This window comes from Rubrivivax sp. JA1026 (assembly GCF_011065555.1).
Classification (GTDB): Bacteria; Pseudomonadota; Gammaproteobacteria; order Burkholderiales; family Burkholderiaceae_C; genus Rubrivivax; species Rubrivivax benzoatilyticus.
Genome location: NZ_JAALCQ010000007.1, coordinates 134441 through 148576, shown reverse-complemented (window position 1 = coordinate 148576; position 14136 = coordinate 134441). Strand labels below are relative to the sequence as shown.

At 71.2% G+C, this 14136-nt stretch carries 12 protein-coding genes and 1 riboswitch; of the genes, 7 read left to right on the top strand and 5 right to left on the bottom strand.

The features are described 5' to 3' along the window. Window positions 1–140 precede the first annotated feature (140 nt). On the bottom strand, window positions 141–1679 hold the full coding sequence (locus G5B56_RS13285) for an ABC transporter ATP-binding protein (protein WP_164963494.1): 1539 nt from the start codon (window positions 1677–1679) through the stop codon (window positions 141–143). Beyond that, complete coding sequence (locus G5B56_RS13280) at window positions 1679–2647, bottom strand: BMP family protein (protein WP_164963493.1); 969 nt, start codon at window positions 2645–2647, stop codon at window positions 1679–1681. Before G5B56_RS13280 ends, G5B56_RS13285 begins: the two co-directional genes overlap by 1 nt. 107 nt (window positions 2648–2754) lie before the next feature. Between G5B56_RS13280 and G5B56_RS13275 the strand changes: the two genes are divergently transcribed. Then, window positions 2755–3807 carry an adenosine deaminase family protein gene (locus G5B56_RS13275; RefSeq protein WP_164963492.1) on the top strand — a complete coding sequence of 351 codons (1053 nt, stop codon included), beginning with the start codon at window positions 2755–2757 and terminating at the stop codon, window positions 3805–3807. A 1-nt stretch (window position 3808) separates the two neighbouring features. Here the strand turns inward: G5B56_RS13275 and G5B56_RS13270 are convergent, their stop codons facing one another. Together G5B56_RS13270 and G5B56_RS13265 are read right to left on the bottom strand one after the other, a co-directional pair. Continuing rightward, complete coding sequence (locus tag G5B56_RS13270; protein WP_164963491.1) at window positions 3809–4771, bottom strand: BMP family protein; 963 nt, start codon at window positions 4769–4771, stop codon at window positions 3809–3811. A 5-nt stretch (window positions 4772–4776) separates the two neighbouring features. Beyond that, window positions 4777–6993, bottom strand: a complete 2217-nt coding sequence (locus G5B56_RS13265; protein ID WP_164963490.1) for a TonB-dependent receptor — start codon at window positions 6991–6993, stop codon at window positions 4777–4779. A 237-nt stretch (window positions 6994–7230) separates the two neighbouring features. Between G5B56_RS13265 and G5B56_RS13260 the strand changes: the two genes are divergently transcribed. The 6 genes from G5B56_RS13260 to G5B56_RS13235 all read left to right on the top strand — a co-directional run bounded on the left by G5B56_RS13260 (window position 7231) and on the right by G5B56_RS13235 (window position 12953). Further along, window positions 7231–8505, top strand: coding sequence for an amidohydrolase family protein (locus G5B56_RS13260; protein WP_164963489.1), 1275 nt, complete (start codon window positions 7231–7233; stop codon window positions 8503–8505). Window positions 8506–8590: 85 nt separating this feature from the next. After that, a complete protein-coding gene (locus G5B56_RS13255) occupies window positions 8591–9208 on the top strand; it encodes a glutathione S-transferase family protein (RefSeq protein ID WP_164963488.1) in 618 nt (205 codons plus the stop codon). A gap of 37 nt (window positions 9209–9245) precedes the next feature. Beyond that, window positions 9246–9322, top strand: a riboswitch (SAM riboswitch). Between the two features lie 30 nt (window positions 9323–9352). Further along, on the top strand, window positions 9353–10507 hold the full coding sequence (locus G5B56_RS13250) for a homoserine O-acetyltransferase (RefSeq protein ID WP_164963487.1): 1155 nt from the start codon (window positions 9353–9355) through the stop codon (window positions 10505–10507). After that, window positions 10500–11084 carry a methionine biosynthesis protein MetW gene (gene metW / locus G5B56_RS13245; RefSeq protein WP_164963486.1) on the top strand — a complete coding sequence of 195 codons (585 nt, stop codon included), beginning with the start codon at window positions 10500–10502 and terminating at the stop codon, window positions 11082–11084. The genes G5B56_RS13250 and metW overlap by 8 nt, the downstream gene beginning before the upstream one ends. A 332-nt stretch (window positions 11085–11416) precedes the next feature. Continuing rightward, window positions 11417–11785: a VOC family protein gene (locus tag G5B56_RS13240; protein WP_009856180.1), complete on the top strand. Its 369-nt coding sequence runs from the start codon at window positions 11417–11419 to the stop codon at window positions 11783–11785. After that, window positions 11751–12953, top strand: coding sequence for a CaiB/BaiF CoA-transferase family protein (locus G5B56_RS13235; RefSeq protein WP_029719065.1), 1203 nt, complete (start codon window positions 11751–11753; stop codon window positions 12951–12953). The genes G5B56_RS13240 and G5B56_RS13235 overlap by 35 nt, the downstream gene beginning before the upstream one ends. Window positions 12954–13231: 278 nt before the next feature. On the opposite strand, the gene G5B56_RS13230 is transcribed toward G5B56_RS13235, so the two are convergent. Then, window positions 13232–14065, bottom strand: a complete 834-nt coding sequence (locus tag G5B56_RS13230) for an enoyl-CoA hydratase-related protein (RefSeq protein WP_009856182.1) — start codon at window positions 14063–14065, stop codon at window positions 13232–13234. Window positions 14066–14136: the final 71 nt, after the last annotated feature.

Genomic DNA, 14136 nt, shown 5'->3' with positions numbered 1-14136 from the left:
AGCAGCGCAACGAAGCCGGCGCGCAGCGCCGGTCCGCGAGCCGGAGCCCCCGGCGGCGGCCTCCTGGCGTGCCTCGCGCCGATGCAGGCGATCGATCCCTGCGCCCGCGCGCCGATGCTGGCGGACGACACCCACGAGCATCACGAAACAGCGCCCCCCATCAACCTCCCCAACACCGCCTCACTGCACTCCGAAACCGGCAGCTCCCCGACAACGCGCCCGCCGGCCATCACCAGCACCCGATCCGCCAACGCCAGGATCTCGTCGAGTTCCGAGGAAACGACCAGCACCGCCGCCCCGCCGTCGCGCAGCGCACGCAGCCGGCCGTGGATGAACTCGATCGCGCCGATGTCGACGCCGCGGGTCGGCTGGCCGACGAGCAGCACCTTCGGGCCGCCCCAGGTCTCGCGCGCCAGGATCAGCTTCTGCTGGTTGCCCCCGCTGAAGCTGGACGAACGCAGCGCCGGGTCGCGCGGGCGCACGTCGTAGCGTTCCATCATCGTTGCGCAGTCGGCGCGCATGCGGCCGCCGTCCAGCCAGCCGGCGCGCGCGTAGCCCGCCTCGTGCCCCAGCGCCGCCGACTCCCACATCGGGAAGGGCATCACCAGCCCGCGTGCGTGGCGGTCTTCGGGCACGTGGGCGAGTTTCAGCGTGCGCGCCGTCGCCGGGTCCAGCCAGCGCGCCGGCGTGAAGCGCCGGCCGCCGAGCGCCAGTTCGCCTTCCTGCGGCGCCAGCAGCCCGGCCAGCACGTCCAGCAGCTCGCCCTGGCCGTTGCCGGCGACACCGGCCACGCCGACGATCTCGCCGGCACGCAGCGACAGCGACACGCCGTCCAGCCTCGGTACGCCCAGCGAGTCGCGCCAGCGCAGATCACGCGCGGCCAGCAGCTCCTCGCCCGGCGCCGCGCTGGCATCGACACCACGGCCCAGCTGCACGCGCCGGCCGACCATCGCCTCGGCCAGCCCGTCCAGCGTCATGCCGGCGATGGGGCCGTCCAGCACCACGCGGCCGGCGCGCATCACCGTCACCGCGTCGCACAGCGCCAGGATCTCCTTCAGCTTGTGCGTGATCAGCAGGATCGTCGTGCCGCGTTCGCGCAGCCGGCGCAGCGTGACGAAGAGCTGCTCGGTCTCCTGCGGCGTCAGCACCGCGGTCGGCTCGTCCAGGATCAAGCAGCGCGCGCCGCGCACCAGGGCCTTGAGGATCTCCAGCCGCTGGCGCTCGCCGACCGGCAGCTCGGCCACCGTCGCGTCCAGGCGCACTTGCAGGCCGGTCTCGGCCATCAGCGCGTCCAGCCGCGTGCGCAGCGCGGCGCGGGCGCGGCCCAGCTGCCAGCCGTCTTCGGCGCCGAGCAGCACGTTGTCCAGCGCGCTCAGGCTGTCCACCAGCATGAAGTGCTGGTGCACCATGCCGATGCCCAGCGCGATCGCGTCGCGCGCGCTGGCGATCGTCACCTCGCGGCCGTCGACCTCGATCGTTCCCTCGTCGGCCGGGTGGAAGCCGTAGAGGATGGCCATCAGCGTGCTCTTGCCCGCGCCGTTCTCGCCGACGATGCCGTGCACGCGGCCCGGCGCCACCGTCAGGTCGACGCCGTCGTTGGCCTGCACGGCGCCGAAACGTTTGCGGATGCCGCGCAGGCGCACCGCGGCGCCGCGCGTGTCGGGCCCCGTCGTCGGCATCAGCGGCAGGCGTTGTGCGCCATGTAGTCGACGACCTTCAGCTTGCCGGCCACGATGTCGGCGCGCGCCTGCTCGACCTTGGCCTTCATCGCCGGCGTCACGAGCTTCGCGTTGTGTTCGTCGATCGCGACGTCGACGCCGCCTTCCTTCAGCCCCAGCGCGGTGACGCCCGGCGTCACGCCCTGGAAGGCCTGGTAGACCGCGACGTCCACGCGCTTGACCATCGAGGTCAGCACCGTGCCCGGGTGCAGATGGTTCTGGTTGCTGTCGACGCCGATCGCCAGCTTGCCGGCGTCGCGGGCCGCCTGCAGGATGCCGACGCCGGTGGCGCCGGCGGCGGCGAAGACGACGTCGGCGCCCTGGGCGAACTGCGCGCGCGCCAGTTCGGCGCCGCGGGCCGGGTCGCTCCAGGCGGCCGGCGTCGTGCCGGTCATCGCCGCCAGCACCCGGGCCTTCGGGTCGGCGTGTTTCACGCCCTGCTCGTAGCCGCACTGGAACTTGCGGATCAGCGGCACGTCCATGCCGCCGACGAAGCCGACGGTGCCGGTCTTGCTGGCCGTGGCCGCCATCACGCCGACGAGGAAGCTGCCCTCGTGTTCCTTGAACAGGATGCTCTGCACGTTGGGCAGCGTGACGACGGCGTCGACGATGACGAAACGCAGCTTCGGGAAGTCGCGCGCCACCTTCTCGACGGCGCTGCTCTGCGCGAAGCCGATGCCGACGATGGGGTCGGCGCCGCGTTCGGCCATGCGCCGCAGCGCCTGTTCACGCTGCGCCGGGTTGGTGACGGTGAACTCGAGAAAGGGCTGGCCGGTCTCGCGTTTCCAGCGCTCGGCGCCTTCGGCGGCCGACTGGTTGAACGATCGGTCGAACTTGCCGCCGGTGTCGTAGACCACGGCCGGTGCGGCCCAGGCCGCCTGCACGGCGGCGACGCAGGCCGCGAGCGCGGCGAGGGTACGGAGCGGCATGGCGCGACGGCAGTGGGGAATGGGGCGGTCAGGATACAAGACGTCCTGTAGCAAAAGCCTTGCCTCCGCGGCGCCTGACCGGCACGCGCCTTGCTGAAACCGCCGCGATGCACGACCCCGACACCCCGCTGGCCCACGCGCTGCCCAAGGTGCTGCTGCACGAGCATCTGGACGGCGGCTTGCGTGTCTCGACGCTGCACGAGCTGCTGCAGCAGCGTGGCCTGCCGTCACCGGCGGCCGACGTCGCCGCGCTGGACGCCTGGTTCGACGCCAACGCGCACGCCGGCAGCCTGCCCAAGTACCTCGAAGGTTTCGCCTTGACAGTGGCGGCGATGGCCACGCCCGAGGCGCTGGCGCGTGTCGCCTACGAAGCCGCCGAGGACGCGCGTGCCGACGGCGCGCTGCTGGCCGAGTTCCGCGTCGCGCCGCTGCTGTTCGAGGCCCACGGCGTCGATGGCGACGCGGCGGTCGAAGCCATCGTCGACGGCCTGAAGCGCAGCCCGCTGCCGTCGGGGCTCATCGTCTGCGCGATGCGCCAGCTGCCCGAGGTGCAGACCTTCCGCGCGCTGGAGCTGGCGCTGCGCTGGGCCGACCGCGGCGTCGTCGGTTTCGACCTCGCCGGCCCCGAACACGGCCACCCGCTGACCGACCACGCCGACGCGCTGGCCGCCGCGCGTGCCGCCGGCCTGCCGCTGACGCTGCACGCCGGCGAGGCCGACGGCGCCGAACGGGTGCTCGAAGCGCTGCAGCATGGCGCACGGCGTGTCGGCCACGGCGTGCGCCTGGTCGAGGTGCTGTCCGACCCGGCACGTGTCGAGATGCTCGACCGCGTGCGCGACGCCGGGCTGCACCTGGAGGTCTGCCCGACGAGCAACGTGCACACCGGCGCCGCGGCCTCGGTGGCGGCGCACCCGATCACCGCGCTGTGGCGCGCCGGCGTGAGCCTCAGCTATCACACCGACAACCGGCTCATGTCCAGCCTGAGCCACTCGTCCGAAGCCGCGGCGCTGCTGCGCGAGACGCCGCTGTCCACGGCCGACCTGCTGGCGATGACGGTCCAGGCGGCGCGCCATTCCTTCCTCGGCGAGGCCGAGCGCACCGCCGCCGAGGCTGTGGTGCGTGCGCACGCCGCGGCGCTGGGCGTGTCGCTGCCGGCCTGACTTACTTGCAGGCGCCGGCCGCGGTGTAGTCGATGACCTTCAGCCGGCCTGCGACGATGTCGGCACGCGCCTGCTCGACCTTGGCCTTCATCGCCGGCGTGATGAGCTTGGCGTTGTACTGGTCGATCGCGTAGTCGACGCCGCCTTCCTTGAGCCCCAGCACCGTCACGCCCGGCTGCACGCCCTTGAAGGCCTGGTAGACCGCGAGGTCCACGCGCTTGACCATCGAGGTCAGCATCGTGCCCGGGTGCAGGTGGTTCTGGTTGCTGTCGACGCCGATGGCGTAGATGCCGGCGTCCTTGGCCGCCTGCATGATGCCGAAGCCGGTGCTGCCGGCGGCGCTGAAGACGACGTCCACGCCCTGGGCGATCTGGGCCTTGGTCAGCTCGGCGCCGCGCGGCGGATCGGTCCAGGCGGCGTTGGTCGTGCCGGTCATCGCCGACAGCACCTGCACCTTGGGGTTGGCGTACTTCGCGCCCTGCTCGTAGCCGCAGAGGAACTTGCGCACCAGCGGGATGTCCTGGCCGCCGACGAAGCCGACCTTGCCCGACTTGCTGGCCATCGCCGCCAGCATGCCGACGAGAAAGCTGCCTTCGTGCTCGCGGTAGACGAAGCTCTGCACGTTGGGCAGCTTGATGACCATGTCGACGATCGCGAAGCGCTGCTTCGGGAAGTCCTTGGCCACCTTCTCGATCGCCGAGGCCTGCGGGAAGCCGACGCCGACCACCGGGTCGGCGCCGCGTTCGGCAAAACGCCGCGCGGCCTGCTCGCGCTGCGCGGCGTTGGCGATCTCGAACTCGAGGTACGGCTTGCCGGTCTCCTTCTTCCACTGTTCCGCGCCCCGCCAGGCCGCCTCGCCGAAGGACTTGTCGTTCTTGCCGCCGAGTTCGTAGATCACCGCCGGCTGCGCAGCGGCGGTGGCGGCCGCCGCGAGCGTCGCGGTGGCCAGGAGGAAGCGTTTCATCGTCGTCAGAAGCTGGCCTTGAACTGCACCCCGTAGGTCCGCGGGTCGTTGATGAAGCCGGTGAGGTTGTTGAAGTCGATGCCGCCGACGACCCGGACCTGGTCCGTCAGGTTGCGCACGAAAGCCGCCGCATCGTACTTCCCGTTGCCCCAGGTGTAGCCGACGCGCAGCCCGCCTTCGAGCAGCGACTTGCTGGTGAACTCGGTGGACTCGTAGAGGAAGAAGTTGACCGCGCTGCGGTAGGCCCAGTCGGTCAGCACGTAGGCGTCGCCGGCGGCCAGCGGCTGGGTGTACTTCAGCGTGAAGCTGACGGTGCGCCTGGGCGCCTGCGGCAGCGGGTTGCCGTCGATCAGCGCGTAGGTCGTGGTGCCGATGACGGTCTTCGGGTCGTTCACCGTGCACTGCGCGCAGGTGGCGACGAGCAGGTCCTTGTCGTGGATCTTCGTCAGGTTGTAGCCCACGCCCAGCGTGGCCAGCAGGTTCTCGCTGAGGTAGGCCTGCAGGTCGAGCTCGAAGCCCTGGCCGGTGGCCTTGTCGGCGTTGAGCAGGATGTTCGAGTTGGCCGCGCCGCCCACCGCGGTGAGCTGCTGGTCCTTCACGGTGTAGCGGAAGACGTTGAAGGCCAGGCGCGCGCGGCGCTCGAACAGGTCGGCCTTCACGCCGGCCTCGAACGAGGTGTTGGTCTCGGGCGTGGCGATCGACTGGCCGTTGAACGCGCCGGCGCCCTGCACGCTGCTGGCACGGAAGCCGGTGGCGGCGCGTGCGTACAGGTTGACGTCCCTGGACAGCGCGTAGGTCGCGCTCAGGTCCCAGCTGAGCTTCTTGTCCTCGGTGTTCGCGGCGATCTTGTCCAGGCTGCCCAGCCCGCCCGAGTACTCGAGCACGTCGAAGTCCTTCTTGTCACGCGTGTAGCGCAACCCGGCACGCAGCGACAGCGCCGGCGTCGCCTGCCAGGTGGCAGCGCCGAACACCGCCCAGGCGTCGTTCTTCTGGCGCGAACGTTCGTACGAGTTCTGCGGGTTGCCGGCGCTGAGCGAGTCGTAGCCGAAGTTCTCGAAGTCGAAGTTCTCGCGGAACAGGAACACGCCGGCCTGCCAGCCCAGCGCCGCGTCGCCGGTCGACTCGGCGCGGAACTCCTGCGTCCACTGCGAGTGTTTCGGGATGCCGTCGGCGGTCTCCGACGGGAAGTAGATGACGCCCGGGCCGCCGGGCGTGCCGCCGTCGATGTCGCCGCGGCTGTAGGTCTCGACGCTCTCGTAGCCGGTCACCGAGTACAGCGCCACCGGGCCCAGGTCCCAGCGCAGCCGGGCGCTGCCGCCGTGGTTCTGCAGCTCGGAGTGGTTGACGCCGTCGATGAAGATCTTGCCGGGGTCGAAGCCGGCGACGAGGTCGTTGCTGCCGGCCTGGATGATGTTGGCGCGGAACAGCCGCGCCGAGCCGTCGAAGTCGCGTGCGTGCAGGTTGAACAGCGCGCTGAAGTCCTTCGTCGGCTGCGTCTTCCACTGCAGGCGCACGGCGCTGTCGCGGTAGCCCTCCAGGTCCTGCGTCGGGCCGTCGGGGTTGGTGTTCTCGACCCAGTCGCTGCGCGTCTGGTTCAGCACCGAGACACGCAGCGCCGAGCTGTCGGAGGTCGGCACGTTCAGCGCGCCTTCGAGGTTGGTGGTGTTCCAGCGGCCGTAGGACAGGCTGCCGTAGCCCTCGAAGCGCTGCGTCGGCGCCACCGAGTCGAACTTGACGACGCCGGCCGGCGTGTTGCGCCCGAACAGCGTGCCCTGCGGGCCGCGCAGCACCTCGATGCGCTCCAGGTCGAAGGCCGGGAAGCCCTTCAGGATGGCGTTCTCCTGCACGACGTCGTCGTAGACCAGCGACACCGGCTGCGAGGCGTTCAGGCGGAAGTCGGTGTTGCCGTAGCCGCGCAGGTAGAAGCGCGGGAAGGCGCGGCCGAACGAGGACTCGATGTTCAGGCTGGGCACACGCGCCGACAGCATGCGGATGTCCTGGCCGCTGGTGTTCAGCACCTCCAGCGTCTCGCCCTGCAGCACGCTGACCGAGTTCGGCACTTCCTGGATGTTCTCCAGCCGGCGTTCGGCGGTGATCGAGATCGTCTGCAGCTTGCCGGCTTCGGCGTCGTCGGCGGACTGTGCGGATGCACCGAGGTGAAGCGCGGCGATCGCGGCGGCTGCGACGGCGTGGTGCGCCGGCAGGCGCGGGGTTCGGGCCATGGGATCCTCCTGGTGTGATTCGGGCTCGCGGCGCGCCGGCGCAAACGGCGTGCCACCGAACACCGTGCTGGCGCGGCACACCCTCAAGCAGGCGGGGAAGCCCGCAACCTTCCGGCGGGCGCGGTGTCGGCCGTCGTCCGCCCGTCCGGGCGGAACGTGATGCGTGCCGGCGACCGCATCTTCGGCCCCGGTCGCCGCCGTATGCTCGGCGGCGTCCACCGCCTTGCCGACCTCCCCATGCTCGTTCGCAACATCACCCTGCCCGACGGCCGCAGCGGCCTCGACCTGCTCGTCCAGGACGGCCGCATCGCCGCCGTCGGCCCCGCGCTCACCGCGCCCGAAGGCACGCCGGTCGTCGACGGCGGCGGCTGGCTCGTCAGCCCGCCTTTCGTCGACGCCCACTTCCACATGGACGCGACGCTCAGCTACGGGCTGCCGCGTGTCAACGCCAGCGGCACGCTGCTCGAAGGCATCGCGCTGTGGGGCGAACTCAAGCCGCTGCTGACGCAGGAGGCGCTGGTCGAACGGGCGCTGCAGTACTGCGACTGGGCGGTGGCGCGCGGGCTGCTGGCGATCCGCAGCCACGTCGACGTCTGCGACCCGCGGCTGCTGGCCGTCGAGGCGCTGCTGGAGGTGAAGAGACGCGTCGCGCCCTACCTCGACCTGCAGCTCGTCGCCTTCCCGCAGGACGGCGTGCTGCGTTCGCCGGGTGCGCTGGCCAACCTGGAGCGGGCGCTGGACCTGGGCGTCGACGTCGTCGGCGGCATCCCGCACTTCGAGCGCACGATGGCGGACGGTGCCGCCAGCGTGAAGCTGCTGTGCGAGATCGCCGCGCGCCGCGGCCTGCGTGTGGACATGCACTGCGACGAGAGCGACGACCCGCTGTCGCGCCACGTCGAGACGCTGGCCTGCGAAACCCAGCGCCTGGGGCTGCAGGGCCGCGTCACCGGCTCGCACCTGACGTCGATGCACTCGATGGACAACTACTACGTCAGCAAGCTGCTGCCGCTGATGGCCGAGGCCGGGCTGCACGCGGTGGCCAACCCGCTGATCAACATCACGCTGCAGGGCCGCCACGACACGTATCCGAAGCGCCGCGGCATGACGCGCGTGCCCGAGCTGCTGGCCGCGGGCGTCAACGTCGGCTTCGGCCACGACTGCGTGCTCGACCCGTGGTATTCGCTCGGCTCGGGCGACATGCTCGAAGTGGCGGCGATGGGGCTGCACGTCGCGCAGATGACCTCGCAGGCCGGCATGCGCCAGTGTTTCGACGCGGTGACGGTGAACAACGCGCGCATCCTCGGGCTGGAGGGCTACGGGCTGGAGCCCGGCTGCCGCGCCGACTTCGTGCTGCTGCAGGCGCGCTCGCCGGCCGAGGCGATCCGTTTGCGCGCCCAGCGCCTGCTGGTGGTGCGCGGCGGCCGCGTGCTGTCGCGCGCGGCGCCGGCGACGGCCGAGCTGGCGCTGCCCGGCCGGCCGGCGAGCGTCGACTTCACGCTACAGCGGTCCTAGGGGCGGGGTGCCCCGGGGGGTTCAGGGGGGCTTGGCTAGAATCGATCGGCCCTGGCAAGCCCAAAGCTGTAACTCTCCTCCCCCCATGAAACTCATCGGTTCGCTCACCAGCCCCTACGTCCGCAAGGTGCGCGTCGCCATGGCCGAGAAGAAGCTGGACTTCCAGCTCGTGCTGGAAGACGTCTGGGGCACCGACACGATCCTCAAGTCCAACCCGCTGGGCAAGGTGCCCTGCCTGGTGATGGAAGGCGGCGAGGCGGTGTTCGACTCGCGTGTCATCGTCGAGTACCTGGAGGCGCTGTCGCCGGTCGGCAAGCTGATCCCGCCGTCGGGCCGCGAACGGGTCGAGGTGCGCACCTGGGAGGCGCTGGCCGACGGCGTGCTGGACGCGCTGATCCTCGCCCGCCTCGAAGCCACCTGGAACGGCCGCACCGAAGGCCAGCGTTCGCAGGCCTGGATCGACCGCCAGATGGCCAAGGTGCAGGCCAGCCTGAAGGCGATGAGCCAGGGCCTGGGCGAGCGCCCCTGGTGCGCCGGCACCCACTACACGCTGGCCGACGTCGCCGTCGGCTGCGCGCTGGGCTACCTCGACTTCCGCTTCCCCGAGGTCGACTGGCGCGGCCCCTACCCGAACCTGGCCAGGCTGGCCGAGAAGCTGGCGGCACGCCCCAGCTTCATCGACACCGCGCCGCCCAGGGGCTGACGCGCGGCGCCGGCAGCGATGTGCCGGTGGCTATACTCCTTCCTCCAGCGCCGATTTGATCCTGATTGCGGGCGCTTCAACAAATGCCGCTAAAGAGGACACCGAGACCCGGTGCCCGCTGACGGCGGCGCCGGGTTTTTGCTTATGGCTTCGGTCGGACGCGTCACTCCCCAGACGATGCACTTCGACGAGCCGCTGCCGCTGCGCAGCGGGGCGTCGCTCCCCTCCTACTCGCTGGTCTACGAGACCTACGGCACGCTCAACGCCGAGCGCAGCAACGCGGTGCTGGTGTGCCATGCGCTCAACGCCAGCCACCACGTCGCCGGCGTCGACGAACGCGGCGCCACCGGCTGGTGGGACAACCTGGTCGGCCCCGGCAAGCCGCTGGACACCGAGCGGTTCTTCGTCATCGGCGTCAACAACCCGGGCTCGTGTTTCGGCTCGACCGGGCCGACGCACGTCAACCCGGCCACCGGCAAGGCCTGGGGCGCGGACTTCCCGGTCGTCACCGTCGAGGACTGGGTCGACGCGCAGCTGCGCCTCGTGGACCGGCTGGGCATCCCCAAGCTGGCCGCGGTGCTGGGCGGCAGCCTGGGCGGCATGCAGGCGCTGTCCTGGGCGATGCGCCACCCCGAGCGCCTGGAGCACTGCATCGCGGTGGCCACTGCGCCCAACCTGTCGGCGCAGAACATCGCCTTCAACGAGGTCGCGCGCCGGGCGATCGTCACCGACCCCGACTTCCACGGCGGCCACTTCTACGAACACGGCGTCGTGCCCCAGCGCGGCCTGCGCGTGGCGCGCATGATCGGCCACATCACCTACCTGTCCGACGACGCGATGGAGGCCAAGTTCGGCCGCGAGCTGCGTGCCGCCGAGTTGGGCTACAGCACGCAGGAGATCGAGTTCCAGATCGAGAGCTACCTGCGCCACCAGGGCGACAAGTTCAGCGCCTACTTCGACGCCAACACCTACCTGCTGATCACGCGCGCACTCGACTACTTCGACCCGGCGCGCGAACACGGTGGCCGGCTCGCGGCGGCCTTCGCGCCGGCACGCGACAAACGGTTCCTCGTCGTCAGCTTCACGACTGACTGGCGCTTCTCGCCGGCGCGTTCGCGCGAGATCGTCAAGGCGCTGGTCGACAACCGCATCGCCGTCAGCTACGCCGAGATCGACGCCCCGCACGGCCACGACGCCTTCCTGCTGGAGGACCCGCGCTACCACCAGGTGATGCGCGCCTACTTCGAGGGTGTCGCCGCGCGCGTCGGCGCGGTGAAGACGGAGGCCGCCCATGTCTGAACGCCGCGACCTGCAGATCATCGGCGACCTCGTGCCGCACGGTGCCCGCGTGCTCGACCTGGGCTGCGGCAACGGCGAGCTGCTGGCCTGGCTGCAGCGCCACAAGGGCTGCACCGGCTACGGCATCGAGATCGATGACGCCAACGTGCTGGCCTGTGTGCAGCGCGGCGTCAACGTCGTGCAGCTCAACCTCGAGGAAGGGCTGGCGCTGTTCGACGACCAGAGCTTCGACGTCGTGCTGCAGATCGAGACCCTGCAGCATCTGCGCAATGCCGAGCGCATGCTGCACGAGACGGTGCGCGTCGGCCGCATCGGCATCGTCAGCTTCCCGAACTTCGCCCACTGGCCCAACCGCGTGCGTGTCGTCGGCGGCCGCATGCCGGTGACGCGGGCCCTGCCCTACGAGTGGTACGACACGCCCAACATCCGCGTCGGCACCTATGCCGACTTCGAGGTGCTGGCGCGCAAGAACGGGCTGCAGATCAGCGACGCCTTCGGGCTGCAGGCCGGGCGCGTCGTGCGCACGCTGCCGAACCTGCGCGCCAGCGTCGCGGTGTTCAAGTTCCAGCGCGGGTGAGCCGACGCCGGGTGGGGTCAGCGCCGGGTGGGGTCAGGTCCCGCGGGACCTGACCCCGATGCATCCCCGATGCATCCTGCCAGCTGCGGGCCGCGTCCGTCCGCGTCCGTCCGGGGTCAGGTCCCACGGGACCTGACCCCGATGCACCTCACGGGACCTGACCCCGATGCACCTCACGGGACCTGACCCCGATGCACCTGACCCCGATGCACCCGATGCACCTGACCCCGATGCACCAGTTCGAGCGCGGTGAGCGGGGGCCGGGTCGGCACGCGCTCCCGGCGCGGCCGGCCGCGCCTAGACTCGGGCACCTTTGGCACGAGGAGCTGGCCGTGATCGGATACGTCACCCTGGGCACCAACGACCTGCCGCGCGCCGCGGCGTATTACGACACGCTGCTCGCCGAGATTGGCGCCAAGCGCATGATGGATTTCGGCCGCGGCTACGCCTGGGGGCGATCGATGGCGCAGCCGATGCTGGGCGTGATGAAACCCTTCGACGGCCAGGCCGCCAGCGTCGGCAACGGCGTGATGGTCGCGTTCCAGGTCGACAGCCGCGAGGCCGTCGACCGCGTCTACCGCAAGGCGCTCGAACTCGGCAGTGCCGACGAAGGGGCCGCCGGGCCGCGCGGCGAAGGTTTCTACGCCGGCTACTTCCGCGATCTCGATGGCCACAAGCTCAACGTCTTCTGCATGGGCTGAGCCCGCCGCCGGCGGCCCGCTGGCCGGGCTCAAGGTGCTCGAACTCGGCCAGCTGATCGCCGGGCCGTTTGCCGCCAAGACCCTGGCCGACTTCGGCGCCGAGGTCATCAAGATCGAGCCCCCCGACGGCGGCGACCCGCTGCGCCGCTGGCGGCTGCTGAAGGACGGCACCTCGGTCTGGTGGCAGCTGCAGTCGCGCAACAAACGCTCGGTGGCGCTGGACCTGAAGGACCCCGAGGCCCAGGCCGTGGTGCGCGAGCTGGCGCTCGAAGCCGACGTGCTGATCGAGAACTTCCGCCCCGGCGCGCTGGAAGGTTTCGGCCTCGCGCCCGAGGCGCTGATGGAGGCCAACCCGCGGCTCATCGTGCTGCGTGTCAGCGGCTACGGCCAGACCGGGCCGTACCGCGACAAACCCGGCTTCGGCGTCGTTGCCGAGGCGATGGGCGGCCTGCGTCACCTGAGCGGCGAACCCGGGCGCGTGCCGGTGCGGGTCGGCGTGTCGATCGGCGACACGCTGGCGGCGCTGCACGGCGTCATCGGCGTGCTGATGGCGCTGCACGAGCGCGGCCAGAGCGGCCGCGGCCAGATCATCGACGTCGCGCTCTACGAGGCGGTTTTCAACTGCATGGAGAGCCTGCTGCCCGAGTACAGCGCCTTCGGCGCCGTGCGCGGCCCGGCCGGCAGCGCCTTGCCGGGCATCGCGCCGAGCAACGCCTACGCCTGCCGCGACGGCCAGGTGCTGGTGGCCGGCAACGGCGACAGCATCTTCCGCCGGCTGATGACGGCCATCGGCCGCGAGGACCTGGCCGCCGACCCGGCACTGGCCGACAACACCGGCCGCGTCGTGCGTGTGCAGGAGATCGACGCCGCGATCGGCGCCTGGACCGCCGGGCGCACGGTCGACGAGGTGCTGGCCGCGCTGGACGCCGCCGCGGTGCCGGTCGGCCGCATCTACACCGCCGCCGACATCGCGCACGACCCGCACTACGCGGCGCGCGAGATGCTGCTGCCGGTGACGATGGCCGACGGCAGCACGCTGACCGTGCCCGGCATCGTGCCCAAGCTGTCGCGCACGCCGGGCAGCCACCGCCGCAACGCGCCGGCGCTGGGCCAGGACACCGACGAGGTGCTGGCGGCGCTGCGTGCGAAGCGCGAAGCCGAAGGCTAGACGCGCGGCACCGGGGTAGGGGTCAGGTCTCAACAGACCTGACCCCGTTCTTCCGTTCTTCAGGACACCGACGAGGTGCTGGCTGCGCTGCGTGCGAAGCGCGAAGCCGAAGGCTAGACGCGCGGCACCGGGGGTAGGGGTCAGGTCTTAACAGACCTGACCCCGTTCGTCCGTTCGTCCGTTCGTCCCGCCGCCAATGGCACGCCTGGAGGGGCTCGGGTGGTAGGGGTCAGGTCTCAACAGACCTGACCCCGTTCTTCCCCTGGCCGCATTGCGTCCTAGACCCGCGGGACCGGGGCCAGCGGGTCGAAGCCCGCCGGCTGCTTGCTCTGCCAGGCCTGGATGGCCTGTGCCATCTCGCCGATGTCGAAGATCGCGCTCTGCAGCAGCGCCATCTGCTCCAGCGCGTCGGCCGTCGGGTGGTCGATGGCGTAGTTCAGCGCCAGCTTGCTGCCGGCGATGGCCAGCGGCGACTTGGCGGCGATCTCGGCGGCCAGCGTCATGGCGTGGTCCAGCGTCGCCGCGGCGTCGGGCAGCACGGCGTTGACCAGGCCGACGGCCAGCGCGCGTTCGGCGCCGACACGTTCGCCGGTGTAGGCCATCTGGCGCGCCACGCCCGGCGGCACGATCTTCGGCAGGCGCTGCAGCACGCCCAGGTCGGCGGCCATGCCGATCTGGATCTCCTGCACGGTGAAGAAGGCGTCGGCCGAGCAGACGCGCAGGTCGCAGGCTGCGGCCAGGTCGAGCGCGCCGCCGATGCAGCCGCCCTGCACTGCGGCGATGACCGGGAAACGCGCCGACTCCAGCACGTCGAAGCAGCGCATCAGCTGGCGCAGCGAGTCCTGGAAGGCCAGCCGCCGGCGTGCGTTGCCGGTGTCCAGCAGCGACAGGTCGCTGGCGAAGACGTCCAGCGCCATGCCGGCGCTGAAGTGCTTGCCGGTCGACGAGATCACCAGCACGCGCGTGCGGCCCTCGGCGTTGAGCGACTCGACGACCTCGCGCAGCGCCGGGAAGAAGGCCGGCGTCATCGTGTTCAGCCGCTCGGGGCGGGCGAGCTGCAGGTGGGCGACGCCGGTGTCGGCGAGCTCGAGGCGGAAGAAGTCGGTCGTCATCGGGCCAGGATAGCGGCGGCCCCCGGCGCTGCGAAGCCCGGCTTCCCCTCGGGGCGCGGGGGCGCAGGCCT

What these genes read in the sequence shown, in the direction of transcription:
- G5B56_RS13285 (WP_164963494.1), bottom strand. Translation starts at nt 1,679, where the DNA reads ATGCCGACGACGGGGCCCGACACGCGCGGCGCCGCGGTGCGCCTGCGC.
- G5B56_RS13280 (WP_164963493.1), bottom strand. Translation starts at nt 2,647, where the DNA reads ATGCCGCTCCGTACCCTCGCCGCGCTCGCGGCCTGCGTCGCCGCCGTG.
- G5B56_RS13275 (WP_164963492.1), top strand. Translation starts at nt 2,755, where the DNA reads ATGCACGACCCCGACACCCCGCTGGCCCACGCGCTGCCCAAGGTGCTG.
- G5B56_RS13270 (WP_164963491.1), bottom strand. Translation starts at nt 4,771, where the DNA reads ATGAAACGCTTCCTCCTGGCCACCGCGACGCTCGCGGCGGCCGCCACC.
- G5B56_RS13265 (WP_164963490.1), bottom strand. Translation starts at nt 6,993, where the DNA reads ATGGCCCGAACCCCGCGCCTGCCGGCGCACCACGCCGTCGCAGCCGCC.
- G5B56_RS13260 (WP_164963489.1), top strand. Translation starts at nt 7,231, where the DNA reads ATGCTCGTTCGCAACATCACCCTGCCCGACGGCCGCAGCGGCCTCGAC.
- G5B56_RS13255 (WP_164963488.1), top strand. Translation starts at nt 8,591, where the DNA reads ATGAAACTCATCGGTTCGCTCACCAGCCCCTACGTCCGCAAGGTGCGC.
- G5B56_RS13250 (WP_164963487.1), top strand. Translation starts at nt 9,353, where the DNA reads ATGGCTTCGGTCGGACGCGTCACTCCCCAGACGATGCACTTCGACGAG.
- metW (WP_164963486.1), top strand. Translation starts at nt 10,500, where the DNA reads ATGTCTGAACGCCGCGACCTGCAGATCATCGGCGACCTCGTGCCGCAC.
- G5B56_RS13235 (WP_029719065.1), top strand. Translation starts at nt 11,751, where the DNA reads ATGGCCACAAGCTCAACGTCTTCTGCATGGGCTGAGCCCGCCGCCGGC.
- G5B56_RS13230 (WP_009856182.1), bottom strand. Translation starts at nt 14,065, where the DNA reads ATGACGACCGACTTCTTCCGCCTCGAGCTCGCCGACACCGGCGTCGCC.